We start from the raw sequence: 21042 nt of genomic DNA, 5'->3' as shown, positions 1-21042 counted from the left end.
GAACATGAAGATAAAAAAATTAGCGATAACTTTTGGTTTGGTTATAGCGACGACACTTCCATCGTTGGCAAGCGCCAAAGACATTTTAACCAGCACTCCCGTCACGTACATGTTGTCTGAGCAACTCATGAAAGGTACAGGGATAGAGACTCAGTATCTGCCTCCAAAGCGTTACGGCGTTGAGCGTCTTGAAAACTGGTTCGCAAATAAAGGTACAGAGCAAGTTAAGCAAGCGGGTCAAGCCGCGACGGTTGCTATTACTCTTGGTGCGATTTGGAAACAAGACCCGACTTATGTTTACGCTCGACAGGGCAACATTCACTTGATTGAAATCGATGCATCGCAGGCCATTTCTCCTAGAGCTCAAGGAGTTGCAGTACTGACATTGGAAAACGGGTCAACATCGAAGTACGCATGGCTGAACCCTACAAACTTAATCCGAATGGCGGGCATTGTTGGAGAGGATCTACAACGTGTATATCCTGAACACCAAAAGGCGATTCAAACGAATCAACAGGCTCTTATGCTCAATGTGCGTGAACTGATCAACCAACAACAGGCAGAGATCTTCGATAAAGGCATCGATTCAGTGGTACTGTTGAGTGAGTCATTAGAGGACTTTGCCTCTGGCAACCAATTGTTTGTGGTTGGGCGCGAATTTAAGCCAGAACTCGAGTGGACAGAAGAAGACAAATTATCTTTAAAAGCTCAGTTTGAACAAGATAAAACGCTATGGTTAGTGACGGATAAACGACCGTCGAAAACCTTGATATCGCTTATTAAACCGAGTCGTATACTGCAAATTGATGTTATTGACCGCTGGGGCAGTAAGGGTATCAAAACTGAGAAGCCACTCGCACGTTGGGAGATGTGACACGTAAAAAGCCACAGATTTTATGATGGGGAATGAAAAGTTCCCTATTTTTTTGTGACTTAGCTCAAAACGTGAGCATTAATACCACTGGTTGCATAAGAAAGTGTTTGTTTCATTTCTATTTCATTACTACTTTGTTATGTGTTCGTTGCGATTGATTCGGATTTAATCTGTCTCTAAGCGAACCGGTACAAACAACTATACGGATGTTAACAATGAAAATGAAAACTCTAGCCGTTGCAGTGGCGGCACTAGCATGTGGTTCACAGGCCTTCGCAGCAGAAGTTTATAACAGCGATGGTACATCTTTATCGATCGGCGGTCACGTTTCAGTTGGCGTGGGTGAGTACTACGAGGAAGATGTGAAAGTTCATCAAGTGTCTCCACGTATTAACGTCGCGGGTAAGAAAGACATTGGCAACGGTATCACTATCGACGCTAAAGGCGAATGGGCGCTTAACTACCTAAATGGTGGTGAACAGTCATTCAAAACTCGTCTAGGTTACATCGGTGCAACTCACGAGCAGTACGGTCGCCTTGTTGCAGGTACTCAATGGTCACCTTACTACGATGTCGCTGGTGTTGCGGATCTACCAATCGCGTTTGCGAACGACTTTTTGTACGACAACCACGGCAACCTAGGCTCAGCTCGTGCTGATAAAATGCTTAGCTACCGTAAAGGTTTTGAATTTGGTGAAGGCTTTGCTTTCAACCTAGGTCTAGGTTGGCAAGGTGAGCAAACTTCAGATGCAACAACATACGAGCAACGTGGTCAAGTTGCACTGAGCGGTTCTGTAGCTGGCTTTGGCCTAGGCTACGTATACAGCGGCGGTGATGTTAAAAACGCGACTCTAGGTACTAAGAACGCTGAATCACACCTATTCTCTGTAAACTACGGTCAGTACGGTTCAGGTCTATACGCAGCAGTAGTATACGGTATGAACGATTACTTCTACGAGATGCGTAAAGAGACTTCTCAAATTGAAGCTCTTTTGGCATACGGCGTGAACGATTGGACATTCAGCGTTAACTACGAAGGCGTAGAAGACGAAGAAGACAACAAGACAGTTTCAAGCGAAACTGCGCTACAAGCAGAGTACGCTGTAACTCCTGCTTTCGTAACGTTTGCTGCTTACCAGTTTGACCTAGGTAACGATTACACTAGCGAAGAGAACGACTACTGGACTCTAGGTGCTCGTTACTACTTCTAATAAATAGGCCAGTTTCTACTGCCTAAACACATTTATTGTGTTAACGCCTACTCGTTGTGAGTAGGCGTTTTTCTTTCTGCTTTCCGTTGGCTATAAGAGACACTGGTAATGATGTGCTTAGGTACCCCAACTCTCTGTTTAGAGAGCGCGTCTATAAAAAATGCCCGCAACTGCGGGCATTTTTGTTGTTAGAGATACAGTTCAATTGAAACGATTATTTTTTATCGAGTAAATCGAGAAAGAACGCATACTCTAGCGCATCTTCTTTTAAGCGTTTAAATCGACCAGATGCGCCGCCGTGTCCGGCTTCCATATCGGTTTTGAACAACAAGACGTTATCGTCAGTCTTCATTTCACGAAGTTTGGCGACCCACTTCATTGGTTCAAAGTACTGCACTTGAGAGTCGTGCAAGCCAGTCGTTACCAACATGTTCGGGTAGTTTTGTGCCTTGATGTTGTCGTAAGGCGAGTAACTCAACATATAGTCATAGTATGTTTTGTTACTTGGGTTACCCCATTCATCATATTCATTGGTGGTCAATGGAATTGATTCATCGAGCATGGTGGTTACCACGTCCACAAACGGAACATGAGCGCCGATACCGCGATACAGTTCTGGTGCTTGGTTGATGACAGCCCCCATTAAGAGACCACCTGCAGAGCCACCAACAGCGAAGACTTTATCTTTCGCGCCATAGCCTTGTTCAACCAAACCTTTAGTCACATCAATAAAGTCATTGAATGTGTTTTGCTTGGTCAGTTTTTTACCATCTTCATACCAAGGACGGCCAAGCATTTCAGATCCACGAATGTGAGCGATGGCGTAAACAAAGCCGCGGTCTAATAGACTCAAACGTGTCGAGCGGAAAGTTGGCTCAATGGTTGCACCATAAGATCCATAACCATATTGGTAGAGTGGATTCGTACCATCCTTCTTAAATAAGTCTTTACGATACACCAAAGAAACGGGTACTTCTTTACCGTCACGGGCTGTAATCATAATGCGTTCTGATTGGTAATTGTCAGGATTAAAATCACCAAGTACAGGTGTTTGCTTCATGATTTCTGACTCGCCCGTTTTTAGATCGAAATCGTAGTAGGTTCCTGGAGTGGTTAAACTGCTGTAATAAATACGAACTTTCTCGTTATCCAGCTCTAGGTTACCTGTCAAATAGGCTGCAAACGCATCGTCATTAAATGTGAGGGGGAATTCTTTTCCTGTTGAGAGCTGACGTACAGTGACGCTTGCTAGGCCGTTAGAGCGCTGCTCATAGACGAGGTGATCATCGAATAGCTCGAAGTCGACAAGTTGAGTGTTGTCGTCTGCGGCAATCACGTCTTGCCACTTAGAGCGATCGTGCATCTCTTCTTGCTTAACTTTCATCAAACGGAAGTTCACGGCTTGATAGTTGGTATAAATGTAATACCAATCGCCTAGCTTAGAAATGCTGTATTCAATGCCATTTTCACGAGGATAAAAAGGCTTCGCCTTTGCTTTAGGGTTGTTCGCATCGATGATGGAGACGCCGCTGGTTTCTGTACTGGAATGCCAGATATAAATATCTTCGCCATCTTTGCTTTTGCTTAGTGAGGTGTAATAGGCGCTGTCGGTTTCTTCAAAAATCAACTCATCACTGCTTTGTGGCGTGCCTAAAACATGACGATACACTTGGTAGCCCAGCAAGGTCTGTGGATCTTTTTTGATGTAGTAAAAGGCGTTGTTATCGTTCTGCCATGCAATCGCGCTTGAGGCGCCTTCGATTTCATCTTGTAGGTAATTGCCTGTTTTCAGGTCTTTGATCTTAAGAGTGTAAACGCGGCGGCTTAATGTATCTTCGCCATACGCTAGTAAGTTTTCATTCGGACTAACGTACAAGCCGTCAATACTGAAGAACTCATGTTCTTTTGCAAGTTCATTGACATCTAAAATGACTTGCTTGTCTTTGCCTGCAAAGTCTTTAGCTCGAAGGTGAACTTCGTATTCGTTATCTCCGGTCACTTCACTTGAGTAGAAGTAGTTGCCTTTACGTACAGGAACGGAGTTGTCGTCTTTTGCTATGCGACCTTTAATTTCTTTAAATAGCTCATTTTGAAGAGCTCCAGTGTGCTTGAGAACGGTTTCTGCGTACTGATTTTCTTGTTCTAGGTGCTGCAAAATTTCCGGATCTTTACGCTCGTCGTCACGCATCCAGTAGTAGTTATCAACGCGAGTATCACCATGAATAGTCATCGCGTGAGGGACTTTTTTCGCAACCGGAGCTTGAGTTTGTTGAGCAACGATCTGTGATTGGGAGTATTGAGTCATGCTGGGGGTTCCTTGATTGCTGCATCCGGTGACAAGCGCGGCCGAGACGGCCAACGTAGTTAAAGTGAAACGCATCTGTTTTTATCCTTATTGTACACCCAAGTGGCCTCATCCTGAGGGCTGGGCTTTCATTTCGTTAGTGGTTTTCAGTTGTCCATTCTTTGTTATGGGGTGTGCCGAAAAAGTGAGAATTCTCAATATTTCCGAGTTGGCTACTCAATTTGAAGGGAGCTGAAAACACATTGTGTAAGCAGCTGTTATTTTTAACAAATATCAATTCGAAAGTTAAATCATTCTCATCGGTAAATCGATATAGTGTGATATGAAAAAAGGGACACACTAGTTTAGTGTGTCCCTTTTGGATTTTGAACGTTAGTCGATAATGATCAGATGACTTGCGGCACTTCGTTTGAGTGGTTGTGCGCTCGATTTACCCACATGAGCCCAAGCATTGCAATTACCGACATTGCCATCATCAAAACACCTAGTGGCATCTGGTTATGCGCTGGAAATAGTGATGCAAGCAAGGTCGCAATACCTGCTCCCAAGTTTTGCATGCCACCCAATGTCGCGCCAGCTGTTCCTGCATGATATGGGAATGGCGCAATTGCTCCGGTTGTTGCTGCTGGGAATAGGATACCCGCACCCAAAAAGTACACGGTTGCGCCACCAACCAGCGTTAACGCCGTGGTTAAACCAAACAAGCCAGGGATGAGCACAATAGCAGAGCCAACAAAAATCGATACCAAGCCCACATTTAAAGCACGACGCTCAGAGCGACGCTGCGCGATGTAGCTAGATAAGCCGGCACCCACCAAGTAACCCGGGATCGGTAAGATAAACAGTAAACTTACCGTGGTCGCTGGTAATGCCAATACACCACCTAGCAATACCCCAGCTGCTGCCTCGAACACACCTACGCCAGCAAACGTCGCAACTAGGCAGATCAAAAAGCCTTGGAAGCGGCGATCTGATAAAACGTGTTTGTAGCTTTTGGCTACTGGTTCGAACTTGCGTTTCTCTTTTGGTAGCGTCTCCATCATGCTGGTCATCATGGTAATCACCACTGCAATGCCAAACAACGCTAAGAATAGGTAGCTAGAGCGCCAGCCAAACGCTTCGGTTAAGTAGCCGCCAAGTACGGGAGCCAACAATGGTGAGAAAATCACACACATGCTGATTAAGCTATTTGCTCTGTGTAGCTCAGAACCTTCAAAGCAGTCGCGAGTCAGAGTACGTGACATCGCACCACCGCAGCCAATACCTAAACCTTGGATGAAACTACCAATCAAGAACCATTCAAATTGGTGTGCAAAGAGCGCCACCAATGTACCTACGATGTAGATAAGTAGGCCTGCTATGATGATTGGCTTGCGACCTAAGCGGTCCGATAGCGTACCGTACACGAATTGCGATAAGCCATATGGAATTAGGTAACAAGCCATCACAGCTTGAAGTGATGACGCAGACACCAAAAACTCACCCGCCATATGACCGATTGAAGGCACGTACATTGTTTGGGTCATTTGACCCACGGCAGTCAATATTGCGATTAAAAAGGTAAGTTTCGCTAATGGAAACGAAGCAGACATTTGCGTATCTCTCCAAAAAATTTAAGACGTAAAAACCCTTAGCGCTCTAATGCAGAGTGCCAACAGACTTTTGGTGTTACGGGGCTATTTGCGCGAGATATTAGTCTTTGCGTGTACAATTAGCAATCGAAAAGTGTGAAGTTGAGCAAGATAAAAATCTATAATATGCATTAGAAAAACTAATCTGAATTTGCATTCGGAAATAGGCTGCTTTTCTTTGTTGAATTACGTTAAATCTCTTATTTGTTGTGAATGTAAACCCACTTATAGGTCATTGGTTTTTATGGTTAAAATCGAGGGGAGAAGAATTGTTTTGATTAGCCAGAGCAAGACATGGTTCGAACGAAGAAAAGACTGGAGAAGGCACCATGAACAAAAAGGGAGCCGAAGCTCCCTTAGAAATGATTATGTTTATTCGCGGCCAGATGCGTATGCGTAAAGCATTTCTAGCGCGATGGTTGCTCCCGCTAATGCGGTAACATCACTGTGGTCGTACGGAGGCGATACTTCTACAACATCCATACCCACAATATTCATTCCGGCTAAGCCACGAATGATCTTCAGTGCTTTGTCTGAGTTCAAGCCACCACAAACGGGTGTACCTGTTCCTGGTGCGAAGGCTGGATCCAAGCAGTCGATGTCAAAAGTAACATACACTGGCTTGTCTGCGACGGTGCGACGAATCTCTTCTAAGATCTCGTTCACCGACATGTCATTCGCTTGCATCGCATTAATCACATTGAAGCCGTGATCTTGCTGTTTGTATTCAGTACGAATACCGATTTGTACTGAGTTCTTCGCAGAGATCAAACCTTCTTTCGGCGCATGGTAGAACATCGTACCGTGGTCGTATGAGCTGCCATTTGCGTAGGTATCCGTATGAGCATCAAAGTGAATCAGAGCCATTTGACCATGATGCTTCGCGTAGGCACGCAGGATAGGCAGTGTGATGAAGTGGTCACCGCCCAATCCCAACATGGTTTTACCGCTTTTTAGAATTTCACTGGTTGCCGCCTCTAGACGGTAAGTGAAATCTTCCGCATCACCGCAATCGAACACGAGGTCACCCGCGTCGATCACTTTCAGCTTATCCAATACGTTGAAGTCCCACGGGAACTTCTTACCTTCCCATGCCAAGTTGACTGAGGCACGGCGAATCGCATCTGGCCCCATGCGTGCGCCTGGACGACCAGATGTAGCCATGTCCAGAGGAACCCCTAGCACCACAACGTCTGCGTCTGCCGATACCGGATTACGAATGTACGGTAGACGTAAAAACGACATAGAGTTGGAGTAAAGCGAATAATCGGTTTTAGTAAACAAATCATTCATATCAGAAGTCCTCTAAATAGGTGTATCCCGCTAGACCTTGTTCTAGTTCTGCTAGGATTTGTGCTTGTTCATTGGCTTCAACTCTTTGGGAAACCAATTGTTTGTAATTGTCACGAATCGCATCCACGTCGATATGAACGTAGCGCATCATGTCTTCTACACTATCACCTTCATTGATGTAACTGATCTCAAATTGACCGTGTTCATCAACATTGACTACTGCACTGTGGGTGTCACCAAATAGGTTGTGCATGTCACCAAGGATTTCTTGGTATGCGCCTACTAGGAAAAAGCCCATTAGGTATGGTTTGTCTTTGCTCCAAGCTGGTACAGGTAGCGTGCTCTCGATGCCTTGACCATCAACGTAGTGATCGATCGCGCCATCAGAATCACAGGTGATGTCCAACATTACCGCACGACGCTCTTCCGCATCGCCAAGGCCAGAAAGTGGCAGAACAGGGAACACCTGATCAATACCCCAAGCATCTGGTAGAGATTGGAAGAGAGAAAAGTTCACGAAGAACTTATCTGCAAGACGTTCACTCAACTCGTCCAGAATCGGACGGTGGAAGCGATTTTTAGTGCTCATCTTGCGGCTTAGTTCGAAGTAAATGCGCAGTGACAGTTGCTCTGCCCACGCACGTTGCTCCAAGTTAAGCACACCAGTTGCGAATTGAGAGTGTACCTCTGCCAAATCACTTTGGGTATCGTTGTAGATCTCAATTAACGCACGAGCGTCTGTACCATCTTGTAAGTTTTCCCAGTTTCGCCACATGTTTTGTAGCAAAAGTGGAGCATCTTCGCCAAGTTCATACACTTCTTCCGGTTGGTACGTTTCTGTACCAATTACGTTAGAAATCAACACAGCGTGGTGCGCTGTCAGTGAACGACCGGATTCTGAAATGATCACTGGCATCGGTTGTTCGTATTGCTGACACACGTCGCCCACTGTGTTGACGATATTACGTGCGTACTCTGCAAGGCCGTAGTTCATCGAATTCGATGATTGGCTGCGTGTGCCGTCGTAGTCGACTGCCAAACCGCCGCCCACATCGAAGTATTCGATGTTTGCACCCAGTGCGCGCAGTTCGCAGTAGAAACGTGCAGACTCATTCACACCATTACGTACGTCACGGATGTTTGCCATCTGTGAACCCAGGTGGAAGTGAACCAGTTGCATCGCATCTAGGCTGCCTTCGCGTTTCAGACGTTCAATAACGCTAAGCACTTGCGATGCAGACAAACCGAACTTCGATTTTTCACCGCCACTTGCTTGCCATTTCCCTGCACCTTGAGAGGCGAGGCGAATGCGCAAACCAAGGCGCGGTTTTACGCCCAAGCTTTTCGCTTCTTCTAGCACCAGATCCAGCTCAGAAAGCTTCTCTAGTACGATGAATACTTTGTGGCCCAGCTTTTCACCGATCAGTGCAAGACGCACATACTCACGGTCTTTGTAGCCGTTACACACGATCACGGAGCTGCCTTGTTGAGCCAATGCAAGTACTGCCAACAATTCTGGCTTGCTACCTGCTTCAAGACCAAGCTGTTTGGTTTCTAGTTGAGCTTGGCTCGCTAGAATTTCATCCACCACTTCACGTTGTTGGTTTACTTTAATTGGGTACACCAACAGGTATTTGTTTGGATATTGGTATTCTTCAATTGCTTGGTTGAAAGCGTGGCAAATTCCATGCACACGTTGGTGCACGATTTGCGGGAAGCGCACTAATACAGGCAGATTTAACTGCTGCGCTTCTAGCTCATTTACAATGGCACTGAAAGGGATTTGATGTGCACGATCACTACGAGGTGATACGTAAACCTCGCCTTGGTCATCAATACCGTAGAAACCTTGGCTCCAGTAGTGAACGTTGTAGTCCGCGCGGATGCGGTCTAATTTAGTTGCTTTTTCCAACTCGATTCTCACAAAAATGTACTTAAGTCCTTAATTAATTAGAAGGAAAAGTACAAAAAAGCAAATCATGAGGTATTAACCTCATACCCTGACACGAACTCCGTGTGCGCGCATTAACGGATAAAAGTGCCGCTGAGTCTAATGATTAAAATCTATCATCTCGATTATGATTTCTTGTCGTGCGCTGATGTGAACATTTGTTTACCAGTGCGTCCATTCAGCTGTTATAGTTGGTCTGACCAGCATGGAAGCGGTCATGAAAAATCTCACTCAAATAAGGACATATTTTGCAGCTGCACAGAATTCAGGGATACATTCAGACCATGTATCTCGCCGAATATCCCGATAAATTAATGTTGCTTGATGGTGCAAGTCGAGCAGATATTCCTCACCTTAAAGATTTTATTGAACATCAACTCCATCGTCCTTTTTCTGACCTAAAGTTGGTCGTTGTAACTCACATGCATCCAGACCACGCTGGTGGCGCGCACAAACTGCGTGATTTAACTGGATGTAAACTATTGGCCGCAAAGCGAGAGAGCCAATGGTATAGCGGTGTAGATGGTTGGCTAATGCATTTGACCGATTTGATGTTAGCACGCTGGATGGCGAATCGGATGCGTAAACCAAAGCAAAACCTGTGGTATTCGCGCAAGTTAAAGCCAGATATCGAACTCATCGATGGAGAGTGTATTCCGGGGTTTGATGATTGGCAGGTACTAGAAACGCAGGGACATACCGATAGAGATTTGTCGGTTTATCATTCTGAACAAGATGTATTGTATGTGGCGGATTTGATGGTGCAAGTTAAGAAACACCTGATTGCGCCGTTTCCCATATTTCATCCAAACCAATATCGCCAATCATTAAAGCGTGTGTTTGAGATGGATCCGCAATGTTTGCTTTTGGCGCACGGGGGAGAGGTGACTTTTGATGAGAAAGCGTATCAGCACATTCTGCATACTGCGCCGACTAAGCCGATGACCCATTGGCGCGTCACAAAGGTTAAAGCGAAGGGATTGTTGTTTGCGCTATTTCGTAGGAAGTAGGCGAAGATAAAGCCAGACGAGTGATGCTCAACAAAAACGTTCGATCACTCATCTGAAGCTACGGGGTTAAGATGCCAATAAGTGAGATTGGCTAGGGTCGACCAGCACTTTGTCTGCCATGCCCTGACGACCTAACAACATCATGTAAGTCATTTTTTCACGGTTGGTCAACGTAATGTCGATTGGCCATTGTTTGTCACCCATGCGCAGCATGGTAGTGATAACGCAGCGATGCTCAAAGGTACCGTTTGAAGATTTCACTTTACGGTTTGCCTTTAGCTTCGCTGTGCAGCGAACCACTTGTTCTAAATGATAAACATCCGGGTGTAGATCGAATGCAACGTAAGACTGACCATCTTTTTCAAAGCAATCAATGTTATCTACATGCAATGAAGAGGTTTGTGCGCCCGTATCAATGCGCGCTTCAAGGTGAGTAATCCCTAACTCAGGTAAGCAAATAGCTTCGGCGTTCCCAATGATCATTTTCTGATTCATAGTGTCATCCTAGCGATGAGTAATACGAGAGCCTACTGAGCAGGCTCTCACTCAAACAATTATCAACCTTTACCACGAGTACGGTTTGCGTGTGGTTTTGCGTTTTTCTCGATAAAGTCGAAAATCATACCAGCAACGTCTTTTTCTGTAGCGAGCTCGATACCTTCAAGACCTGGTGAAGAATTCACTTCCATTACCACTGGGCCGTTTTTAGATTGAAGGATATCTACACCGCATAGGTTTAACCCCATGACTTTTGCCGCGTTAATCGCAGTAGCGCGCTCTTCTTTGCTTAGTCGCACTAACTGTGCAGAGCCGCCGCGATGTAAGTTAGAGCGGAACTCGCCTTCTTTCGCTTGGCGCTTCATCGCTGCAATCACTTTATTACCGACAACAAAGCAACGTATGTCTGCGCCTTTAGCTTCTTCGATGAACTCTTGCACCATGATGTTTGCTTTCAACCCCATGAATGCTTCGATCACGCTTTCTGCCGCTTTGTTGGTTTCAGCAAGCACAACACCGATGCCTTGAGTACCTTCTAGTAATTTAATCACTAGAGGTGCGCCACCAACATTTTTGATCACGTCCTGAATGTTATCAGGGTGGTGAGCAAAGCCAGTGCGCGGCAAGCCGATGCCTTTACGCGATAACAGTTGCAACGAGCGTAATTTGTCACGAGAGCGGCTGATCGCGACCGATTCGTTGACACAAAATGTGCCCATCATTTCAAACTGACGTACAACCGCGGTACCGTAGAATGTGATGGATGCACCGATGCGAGGAATCACAGCGTCGTATTGTGGCAATTCTTCACCCTTATAGCGGATCTTAGGGTTGTTGCTCGTAATGTCCATATAACAGTGCAGAGTATCGATGACGTCTACTTGATGTCCACGCTCTTCACCTGCCTGTTTTAGGCGCATGGTTGAATATAAATTCTCATTACGAGAGAGAATAGCAATACGCATGGCAATTCCTTAGTAAGTCAGTACCAAATTAAAAATATAAGTATAGAGTATAGAATGCAGCAGGTATGTGATATTTAGGTGATATTACCTACTGACTTCAACGATTTAGATGTGTGGTTGGACAACCACTTCGTTAGAGGTGCGCACCTTAGGTTTTTTTCTCGCGAGAAGAAAACGAAAAAAACTCGTCGTTACGACAAAAATAATTTGTTGAATCATCGGGCATTCCCAGCGTTGTAAGCTGGAAGTTGTCTGTGGGCTTTTTTAAGCAAACGGATTACAACGAGTTTAAAACGTTAGGCTATTCTGTAGTTTGTTTTGAGTTTGTGATGACGTCCAATAACACATCTTTAATTGTTTGATAGCGCAGTGGCAGAACACGACTGCGTTTGCGAACTAAAAATAACTCTTCACACACGGTGTTTTTCAGTTGTGCGATGTGCAAGGTATCTTTTTGTGGGAAGTTGTCGACAGCACTTTGAGGCAGCACGGTGAAGCCGAGTCCTTTACTCACAGGTAGTAATATTTGGCTTAATTGATTCACGTAGCCGGATAATGGTAAATCGCTCATCTTAATTTCTTGGAGCTCTTGTTCCGCGCATTGGTCAAAAAACAGCGTCATGTAGTGCTTGGCATCAGGATGGGCAATGACACCACAGTCGTGCAAGAGTTGTGGTGTTATCTGCTTTTCGCGGTATTGATTAGGTAGGACTAAGCACAACTGCTCCTTACCAATTCTTTCACTGTGAAATAAACCTTTGTGAGGAACATCAGTTACGATACCAATATCAATGCTCCCTTCCGTTATTGCATTGAGAATCGAGTGATTGGGTGCGGCTTCTAAATGCAGCGATAAGCCTGGGTGCTGTTTTTGCTTTTCTAAAAGAGGGCCATACAGCATCAATGCCATTGCGCCAGAACAGGCCAGTTTACAGTGACCTGAAAATGCATCATCAAAACTGAGTTCTTCGAGCAACGCTTTCTCTCTTTCTTCTAACTCCAGCGCGTAGGCGTAAACAATCCGACCTTGCTCTGTTAATTCGAAGCTTTTGTTTTCACGTTTGATCAGCGCATGCTGACAACTTTGCTCTAACTTTTTGATGTGTTGGCTGACACCAGGTTGGGTCATAAAAAGTTTTTCTGCCGTTTGTGTGAAATGACCGACTTCAATCAATGTCTTAAATGTATGTAACCAAACAGGATTAAGCATAATGTGAGATTTGCTGTGAGCTTGCTGAAAGACGTAGAGAAAATGATAGCACGGCACGAAATAAATCGACGCAAGAGAATCGGGTGCCTCGTGAATAATAAATAGCAGACAAAATAAAACCCCGCCTGGTTTCCCAGACGGGGCTTATTCTCTTTCGCAGCAATCCGGCTACTATAGGTGCTCCCTGCATCTATCCTTGATTGTGGCTAAGTCCTTTAACCGAGTTCCTTGTTCATCGCCTTCCTAGCGGTGTCCATTCTTGCCTATCATCCTGACGGGCGAACTCTATCCTAGAGCTTAACTACATCCTTGCTGATAACTCATCCTAAGCTACCAAATCTTCATCCTGAAGATACCTAGTCCATTAGGTTTTTTTCCTGTTCCCGCCAACATCCTGTCGACACAATCAGTATTGATGTTTTGCTGATTACTCTCAATTAGCTAGGTAAAAAAACTTTGGCAGCGAATATTGTTTGAAATGGTATAAGTGATAATTTTCAATAACTTATACTGACTTTTCGATTTTATCTTAGTCAATGATGGTCGTTTTGCTTACATTGCTTGTGAGAGATCTCGCACGTGGTGTCGAGCAAATGTCCGAATTGGCGTCGTTTTCATCCTGTTTAAGAATTTGCTCAAGATCACAACTCGATTTGTAGCCATAAAATTTGGCGATAGTATTAGGTGGAATTTCCATTTCTTTGATGGCGAATGTTGCCCATTCATCACGTGTTTTGTGCAGGACTTGGCGTAGCTTGACAGTGAAGTGACTCATGAAAGCCTCCTTAGTTATCTTGTCTTTCAAGGCAACAATAAGGAGCGTGACGACACAAAGTTGATAGTATGCCGCTTAATATCAATACTATTTCGGCGTGATGAAGATTAAGCTGGCAATACTGATATTATTTGAGCGTGAAACAATACTATTTTGTGGAGTAGCCAATGGCACACATCGAAAAAGTACCGCAAAGACCAGGTTTTTCTTGGCGCTATCGTCGCATTGATGAGCCAGAAAAAGAGTACGATCTCCATTTTCACGATGATGTGTTTGAATTAGTCATCCATCGCCACTTCACTGGCAGTTTGCATATTGGTCATCACGAATTAGAAGTGACTCACAACCAAATGCTATTGATCGCTCCAGGTGTGCCTCACTCTATTCACTCCACATTGGTCGAGAGCAAGTGCGAGACTCATGTGATCTGGTTTAAGCGTGAGTGGATTGCCAATTTGATGTTCTATTGCGCAGAGCTTAGAAAGCTTGATCCGCTTTTAAAGGCGGCCAACAAAGGTGTGGTTTTTTCTGAGCGGACAGCTCAGCACGTTGTGGATCTTCTACATGAGCTCATGACGTTTCCTGCAATGGAGCAACTATCGAGATTTCTTCATGTTTTGTCTCTGATTGCTCACGATGAAGGGGCGAAAACACTTATGACTCACTCTTACTTATCGATGAGTGAACACGAATTACAGGAAAGAGAACGAGTGGCAAGTGTCAACGCGTATCTCGAACAGCACTTTGCTAGCAAAGTGACGCTCGCGAACTTGGCGAACCATTTATCACTGAGTGACAGTGCGGTCACAAGATTGTTTCAAAAGCACTTTAAAGAGCCGTTTAGCCAACGCCTAATGAAGTTGCGGATCAATCATGCCGCAGATTTGCTGCAATCAACGCCTTTGCCGATTGGAATTGTGTTTGAGAGAGTAGGGTATCGAAACCAAGCCCTGTTTAATCGTCATTTCAAAACGTATAAAGGGCTTACGCCACGCGAGTACCGTCAGCAATATCAGCAGCGAATCCAGCCTTAATTGGGTCGCACACAACTGCGATCACGAACGCGAAAAGAGTTACTCGGCTGAAAGTGATGGGCAATTGATATCTTACTTGCAAAATTTTTCAGGAATCATTATTAAGATTCAGTGACAGATAATATAGGGAACTTGATTGCCATTTTTCTGTCATATCTGGTGAGTAAGTTAACCGTGTCAGAGAGATAATACGCCGTTTACTAGCCAAAGATGACTGCAAGAAATCGGTAATTATCATTATGTTGTGAAATTGGTCACGGTTAAATAATTGGTTCCCTTATAGATTGAAGGGGGTTCGACCTTAGACAATAAGCTCCATAAGGAGCGTTACTTATATAAGATGAGGGATTTTACTATGAAAAAGACTAGAAGAGCTCAGCTACATCGTGTGCGTATTCAATACTGGAAAGACACGAAAGACGCACCAGCTAAAAAATCATAGTTAATGATACCTAAAGGCACGAGCTGGCAGTGGAACGCCGTTTCCCGCTGATTGCCAGCTCAAAAACGCCACAATCACATTCACTCCGCACAACCTCCAAGCACTCTACTTTTACTATCACACACTTCCAAAAGTAAAAAAGCCAGTCCGGAGACCAGCTTTTTATTATTGTCAGTATGACTCTGTTACTTACAGGTAGTTTGCGTCAACCAAGTCGCCAGCTTTTGCGCTTTTCACTTCTGGACGTGCTTCTAACCATGCAATAACTTGTGCTTTTTGCTCTTCAGTAGCACTGCCGTAACGGTCAGTAGAGCATAGGAAGCCTTCAAACAGTTCTAGACCACCGCCGCCGAAGCAAAGGCCAAGCCCATCAATGTAGTCGATAAAGTCATCAACGAATGCATCGTAACGGTCGAAGTCGTTGATGTCTGTTTCACAGCTGATCTCGAAACCTAGGATTGCGAACTCACCTAAGAACAGCTTTTTACGGATACGACGGCTCTTGTTATCGATCTTGTCTAATTTCATGATTATCTCTCGTAGATGATTTGAATTCGTACACCTTATACCTTCTATCACACTTTAGCCCAAGTAAAATCAGAATGAAGCGATACAGTTGGTGATTATGTGACCAAAATTTAATTGATCAATTGGTAACGCTGCTGAGTTTGCTGCACTGCTGAAACACAAGTTTCATATGTTTTAAGCACTTTTGTCATTTTTCTTCTCCAAACTTCTTGCCGTTCAACTAATCACTTATTTATTAATTAAACTATAAGATCGGGAAAGTAAAAATGAGCAAGGAAACCTTTGACGCGACGCGTTATAACCAAAGTGAAAACAAACCATTTGAAGAAGTATTAGAAGCGAGCCTATCTCGACGCAGCATTCTGAAAGGTGGTTTAGGCATCAGTGCGATGACAGCGTTTGGTGCTTTCGGATTGGCTGGTTGTAACTCGTCTGACTCAGGAAGTACAGTAAGCAGTGGCTCGGGCGTATCTAAAGCCGTTCTTAACTTTGAATCTATCCCTGGCTCACTCACTGACGCCGTTTCAATTCCACAAGGCTACACCGCACAAGTATTGGTACCTTGGGGAACACCACTTAATGCACAAGGCAGCGCATGGCAAAATGATGGTACCAACACCAGTACCGATCAGTTAAATGCGCTAGGCATGCACCATGACGGCATGCATTTTTTCCCATTGAACGATAGCACCACAGATGGCTTGCTATGTATTAACCACGAGTACATTGATACATCAGCGCTGCATCCAAACGGTCCGACGGTTGAAAATGGCGTACGTACCATTGTAGATGAAGTGCGTAAAGAGATTAACGCTCATGGCGTATCAGTGGTTCGTATTCAGCTTGAAGACAACATGTGGAAGCTAGTTGATACCGATCCACTAAACCGCCGTTACACTGGTGCGACAGCAATGGACTTATCTGGCCCGGTCGCGCACACGTCACTAACCGTCACTCGTTTCTCGCCAGATGGCAGCCAAGCACGTGGTACGTTAAACAACTGTGGCAACGGCTACACGCCATGGGGCACTTACTTAACTTGTGAAGAGAACTGGCCAGGTTACTTTGTTAACGCCGGGACTCGTACAGAAGAACAAGATCGCATTGGTGTTGATGACCAAAGCACACGCTACTTGTGGGAAACACTTGCAGGAAATGCAGAAGAGCGTCTCGATGAGTTCTCTCGCTTTAATGTGGCTCCAACAGGAGCAAGTGCAATGGATGATTACCGTAATGAAGCCAATGGTCACGGTTACATCGTCGAAATTGACCCTTACACGCAAAACTCGCGTGCGAAGAAGCGTACTGCACTAGGTCGTTTCCGTCACGAAGGCTGTACTTTTGGTAAGCTTGAAGAAGGCAAACCAGTGGTATTCTACTCTGGTCACGACTCTCGCTTTGAGTACCTATACAAATTTGAATCTGCGGCAGCGTGGGATCCAGCAGATGCAAACTCGGAAAACCGCCTAGCGACAGGCGATAAGTACATGGACGAAGGTACACTTTATGTTGCGCGTTTCAATGAAGACAGTACAGGTACTTGGTTGCCGTTGACGCTTGATAGCGTAACAAAATCTGGTGGTACGTTAGCGGAGCACTTTAACTCATTGGCTGAAATTATCATCAATACGGCAGGCGCGGCTGACCTCGTTGGGGCAACTCCAATGGATCGCCCAGAGTGGTGTACGGTTGATCCATTCACAGGCTCGGTTTACTTAACATTGACGAATAATACGCGCCGTACTGATGAAACCAATCCTGCGAACCCACGTTTGAACAATAAGTTTGGTCACGTTATTCGTTGGGATGAAGGGGCCTCAGCTACAGACTTTACTTGGGATATTTTTGTCTTTGGTTCGCCAGCAAATGGTGATGCAGATACCAACCGTTCTGGCCTGAATGAGCTAAACCAGTTTGCTAGCCCTGACGGATTAGCGTTTGATGGCCGTGGTATTTTGTGGATTCAGACCGATAACGGCGCAGATGAAGTTACGTCTTACACTAATGATCAAATGTTGGCCGTTGTGCCATCTAAGCTAACAGATGAGAATGGTGACCAAGCAGTGATTGGTGCAGATAACCAAGCTGAGCTTAAACGCTTCTTTGTTGGACCAAATGGTTGTGAAGTGACAGGCTTTACTATCAGCCCTGATTACAAATCATTGTTTGTGAATATTCAGCACCCAGGTAACTGGCCATACAGTGAAGATGCCGCCGAAGAAACGCCTGCTGGTGTTTCTGTGCGCCCAAGAGCGGCGACGGTTGTCATTCGACGTGAAGACGGTGGAGAGATTGCAGTTTAATCTCTAAATGCATTAACACCTTAAAATTCAAGCCCTGCAAATGCAGGGCTTGATGGTTTAGGCGAATGCCTAGTCGCACTTTATATCCAGACAACAGGCTTAGCTTTTCAATGAACCGCCTGAAGTACGAATCACGTCTTGATACCAGTAGAAGCTCTTCTTGCGTTTACGTTCTAGCGTTCCATGCCCATCATCATGACGATCGACATAAATATAACCGTAACGCTTGCTCATTTCGGCTGTTGAGTTAGCCACCAAGTCGATTGGCCCCCAGCTGGTGAAGCCCATCAACTCAACGCCATCAAGAATCGCTTCGTGTGCTTGAACCAAATGATCATTAAGGTATGAGATTCGATAATCGTCTTGGATTTCCCCGTTTTCATCGAATTCATCACGAGCGCCTAAGCCATTCTCGACGATAAATAGCGGTTTTTGGTAACGATCGTGAAGGAAGTTAAGCAAAACGCGCAGGCCTTTTGGATCGATCAACCAGCCCCATTGGCTCTTTTCAAGGTATGGGTTTGGTACGCTATCGACGATGTTACCCACTTCTTTTTGTTGCGGATCGGCACTCGCACAGCCACTTGCGTAGTAGCTGAAGGAAATAAAATCGACACTTGCCGATGCAATTTCTTCTAAGTCGCCAGCTTCCATTTGTATTTCAATGCCGTTTTCACGGAAGTAACGTTTCATGTAGCCTGGGTACTGACCACGAGTCTGCACATCACCGAAGAACAACCACTTATTGTTTTCATGCATAGCAGCAAGCACATCATCAGGGTTGCAGGTGTATGGGTAGTTGATTGCGCCAAGCAGCATGTTACCAATCTTGCCGTTTGGTACGATTTGCTGACACAGTTTTACCGCTTTCGCGTTTGCTACAAGCTGGTGGTGAATCGCTTGATAAATGTCTTGTTCACTGGCGTCTTCTTGCAAGCCCACTCCCGTAAAAGGCGCATGCAGTGACATGTTGATTTCGTTAAAGGTAAGCCACAGTTTGACCTTATCTTTGTAGCGTTCTAACACGGTTTTAGCGTAACGCTCGAAAAACTCGATCACTCGACGATCGCCCCAACCACCATAATTCTCAACCAAGGCGTAAGGCATCTCGTAATGAGAAAGCGTTACAAATGGTTGCATATCGTGTTTGGCCAGCTCATCAAAAATTTTGTCGTAAAACGCCAGTCCTTCTTCGTTTGGCTCAAGCTCATCGCCATTAGGAAAAATACGACTCCAAGCGATGGACAAGCGCAGGCAGGTGAATCCCATCTCTTTAAACAGGGCAATATCTTCTGGATAGCGATTGTAGAAATCGATCGCAAGATCTTTGATGCCAGGCGTTCGTTCTTCACGCGTTTGATGCGGGCTTAGAATGCCGTTTGGCAACATATCTGATGTTGATAAACCTTTCCCCCCAAGGTTGTATGCCCCCTCTACCTGGTTTGCCGCAATGGCACCACCCCAAAGGAAATTATCTGGAAACTTAATCATGTTTCTCACTCTTTATATCTAGGAAATGTTTGTGGATTTATTGCTTGAGAATAGTGTAGGAGACATCTCGATACTTGTAGCGAGATCGTGTTTTTATCAGTTCATCACCAAACGTCAGTAATGATAAACATTGAGATATAGGATGGTTGTTAACAATGCCAACCTAAGTGAATTTAGGTTGGCATTCGTATTCAAAACGTAAATGCTAAATTCGCCGCCGCGCCAAACTGGTTATCGCCAGCGTAAGACCCTGCTAGGTCTACACTGATCACATCAAAAGGACTGATGCCAATGCCACCTGTCACCGAGTTATCGAGGTTATTTTCTAGGTCAACTTCATAACCAGCGCGGAGTTGCGCCCATCCCCAAGCATTCCCCTCGATACCAACGCGAATAAACTGGGTGTCATCGTCGAGCTCTTTAAAGCGCTTTTGTTTGGTGAGATCGGCGTCTAGGCTCAGAGCGACATAGTCCCCGACATAGCCGATACCAAGGGTCGCTTGTGGCGTGAGTTCGTAGGTATAGTTGCCTAGTTTTGTTTCTATATCTTGCTCGAAGACGTCTTTTAACGAGAGACCAGCTCTAAATGCGTTGTGATACCAAGCGACCCCAAGATCCATATTGAACGTGTTCTTTGATACTTCACTTTTGTCGTAATCCTCGATATCAAAGTCATCTAGTGTTGTACGCTGCGTATAGGTTTTAAGTTGTTGGTATTTGGGCGTAATACCAAATGCGAATTGCTGCCCACCTATCGTGTATGCGCGAGCTAAGGCAACGCCATATTCCGCACTACCGAAAGCCGCTAGGTCGACGGCAGAATTGAGGTATCGATCTGCGGTGTTTGTTGAATCTGAGATATCGGGTGCCGCAAGTATCTCCACATAACCAGCGCTAAAAAGGTTTACCGACATGTAGCGTGTCGGAATCGCAATCGCGAGGCTCAGACCTCCGTTAATGACGACTGGAGCACTCTTATCTAATTGATCGAGTAGTCGATTAAGTTCGGCTTCGTTCGCAGGTGTGGGAATGCCCTGAATACTATCGTAAAGGTCTTGAACATCATCAACGGCTGATAAAGCTTCATCCTCATCGTGAATATTGACGCCGAGAGCTGGAATGAGTAGGCCGATATCGTCATTTTCTCGATAGAGAGCGCCTAGGGCTGGGTTGTGTAGAGGAGCGGTTAAATAGTCAGCAGAAACAACGCCTGTATTTCCCATTCCGTGACTTCGAGCGTCCGCTGCGTAAGGTGCTGCAAAAGCGTGAGGTGATAAAATAAAAGGCGCCCCTGTTGCTGCTAAAGTTAGTTTTCTCATAACGCATCCATTCTTACTTTAAATAATTACTTATCAATAAATTAGATGGTGGGAGCTAAAACTTGGTGTCAACCACCAAAAATTGTGCTGATGAATAGCATGTGGCGATTCATCAAGTTAAGCGTAGGTTAGGCAACTCGCTTTATAAAGTTGATCAAGATTTATTGCTATTTAATTGTGTGGAGAAAAGCTGGAGAGGTGG

At 45.0% G+C, this 21042-nt stretch carries 16 protein-coding genes; 5 read left to right on the top strand and 11 right to left on the bottom strand.

What is annotated here, in order from left to right; all coding sequences use genetic code 11:
* Nucleotides 1-4 precede the first annotated feature (4 nt).
* The gene (locus D8S93_RS12845) at nucleotides 5-874 is read left to right on the top strand and encodes a metal ABC transporter solute-binding protein, Zn/Mn family (RefSeq protein ID WP_152813518.1); all 870 of its coding nucleotides are present in this window, start codon (nucleotides 5-7) and stop codon (nucleotides 872-874) included.
* Between the two features lie 215 nt (nucleotides 875-1089).
* The gene (locus tag D8S93_RS12840) at nucleotides 1090-2085 is read left to right on the top strand and encodes a porin (RefSeq protein WP_006741232.1); all 996 of its coding nucleotides are present in this window, start codon (nucleotides 1090-1092) and stop codon (nucleotides 2083-2085) included.
* 214 nt (nucleotides 2086-2299) lie between these two features.
* Here D8S93_RS12840 and D8S93_RS12835 read toward each other — a convergent pair whose 3' ends face one another.
* From D8S93_RS12835 to speA, 4 genes are all read right to left on the bottom strand, one after another.
* Entirely contained in the window at nucleotides 2300-4465 is a 2166-nt protein-coding gene (locus D8S93_RS12835; protein ID WP_152813516.1) for a S9 family peptidase, read from the bottom strand.
* Between the two features lie 311 nt (nucleotides 4466-4776).
* A complete protein-coding gene (gene emrD, locus D8S93_RS12830) occupies nucleotides 4777-5982 on the bottom strand; it encodes a multidrug efflux MFS transporter EmrD (RefSeq protein ID WP_005393574.1) in 1206 nt (401 codons plus the stop codon).
* Between the two features lie 411 nt (nucleotides 5983-6393).
* Nucleotides 6394-7314: an agmatinase gene (gene speB / locus D8S93_RS12825; RefSeq protein WP_005393578.1), complete on the bottom strand. Its 921-nt coding sequence runs from the start codon at nucleotides 7312-7314 to the stop codon at nucleotides 6394-6396.
* Between the two features lies 1 nt (nucleotide 7315).
* Nucleotides 7316-9226 (bottom strand): arginine decarboxylase, encoded by a 1911-nt coding sequence (gene speA, locus D8S93_RS12820; protein ID WP_152813514.1) that lies wholly within the window; start codon nucleotides 9224-9226, stop codon nucleotides 7316-7318.
* Between the two features lie 323 nt (nucleotides 9227-9549).
* Here speA and D8S93_RS12815 point away from each other — a divergent pair, with 323 nt between their 5' ends.
* Nucleotides 9550-10275 (top strand): MBL fold metallo-hydrolase, encoded by a 726-nt coding sequence (locus D8S93_RS12815; RefSeq protein ID WP_048625145.1) that lies wholly within the window; start codon nucleotides 9550-9552, stop codon nucleotides 10273-10275.
* 66 nt (nucleotides 10276-10341) lie between these two features.
* Here the strand turns inward: D8S93_RS12815 and D8S93_RS12810 are convergent, their stop codons facing one another.
* From D8S93_RS12810 to D8S93_RS12795, 4 genes are all read right to left on the bottom strand, one after another.
* Nucleotides 10342-10770 carry an ATP-dependent zinc protease gene (locus D8S93_RS12810; RefSeq protein ID WP_005393584.1) on the bottom strand — a complete coding sequence of 143 codons (429 nt, stop codon included), beginning with the start codon at nucleotides 10768-10770 and terminating at the stop codon, nucleotides 10342-10344.
* Between the two features lie 62 nt (nucleotides 10771-10832).
* Complete coding sequence (rimK, locus tag D8S93_RS12805; protein WP_005393586.1) at nucleotides 10833-11738, bottom strand: 30S ribosomal protein S6--L-glutamate ligase; 906 nt, start codon at nucleotides 11736-11738, stop codon at nucleotides 10833-10835.
* A 301-nt stretch (nucleotides 11739-12039) separates the two neighbouring features.
* Entirely contained in the window at nucleotides 12040-12948 is a 909-nt protein-coding gene (locus D8S93_RS12800) for a LysR family transcriptional regulator (RefSeq protein WP_065645588.1), read from the bottom strand.
* A 529-nt stretch (nucleotides 12949-13477) separates the two neighbouring features.
* Nucleotides 13478-13723, bottom strand: coding sequence for a hypothetical protein (locus D8S93_RS12795; protein ID WP_005393590.1), 246 nt, complete (start codon nucleotides 13721-13723; stop codon nucleotides 13478-13480).
* 167 nt (nucleotides 13724-13890) lie between these two features.
* Here D8S93_RS12795 and D8S93_RS12790 point away from each other — a divergent pair, with 167 nt between their 5' ends.
* Complete coding sequence (locus D8S93_RS12790) at nucleotides 13891-14757, top strand: helix-turn-helix transcriptional regulator (protein ID WP_006741243.1); 867 nt, start codon at nucleotides 13891-13893, stop codon at nucleotides 14755-14757.
* Nucleotides 14758-15388: 631 nt separating this feature from the next.
* Here D8S93_RS12790 and D8S93_RS12785 read toward each other — a convergent pair.
* Nucleotides 15389-15727, bottom strand: a complete 339-nt coding sequence (locus D8S93_RS12785; RefSeq protein WP_005393599.1) for a YggL family protein — start codon at nucleotides 15725-15727, stop codon at nucleotides 15389-15391.
* A 266-nt stretch (nucleotides 15728-15993) separates the two neighbouring features.
* Here D8S93_RS12785 and D8S93_RS12780 point away from each other — a divergent pair, with 266 nt between their 5' ends.
* Nucleotides 15994-18030, top strand: a complete 2037-nt coding sequence (locus D8S93_RS12780; protein ID WP_048624668.1) for a PhoX family protein — start codon at nucleotides 15994-15996, stop codon at nucleotides 18028-18030.
* A gap of 99 nt (nucleotides 18031-18129) precedes the next feature.
* Here the strand turns inward: D8S93_RS12780 and D8S93_RS12775 are convergent, their stop codons facing one another.
* Together D8S93_RS12775 and D8S93_RS12770 are read right to left on the bottom strand one after the other, a co-directional pair.
* Nucleotides 18130-19521, bottom strand: a complete 1392-nt coding sequence (locus D8S93_RS12775) for a glycoside hydrolase family 1 protein (protein ID WP_104970293.1) — start codon at nucleotides 19519-19521, stop codon at nucleotides 18130-18132.
* A gap of 191 nt (nucleotides 19522-19712) precedes the next feature.
* On the bottom strand, nucleotides 19713-20840 hold the full coding sequence (locus D8S93_RS12770) for a conjugal transfer protein TraF (RefSeq protein ID WP_152813512.1): 1128 nt from the start codon (nucleotides 20838-20840) through the stop codon (nucleotides 19713-19715).
* Nucleotides 20841-21042: the final 202 nt, after the last annotated feature.

The sequence above is a fragment of the Vibrio sp. VGrn 2 genome, from assembly GCF_009361695.1.
GTDB classification, from domain to species: domain Bacteria; phylum Pseudomonadota; class Gammaproteobacteria; order Enterobacterales; family Vibrionaceae; genus Vibrio; species Vibrio diabolicus.
Note: the sequence above shows the minus strand (reverse complement) of the source record. Positions and strands in the feature narration are given on the sequence as shown.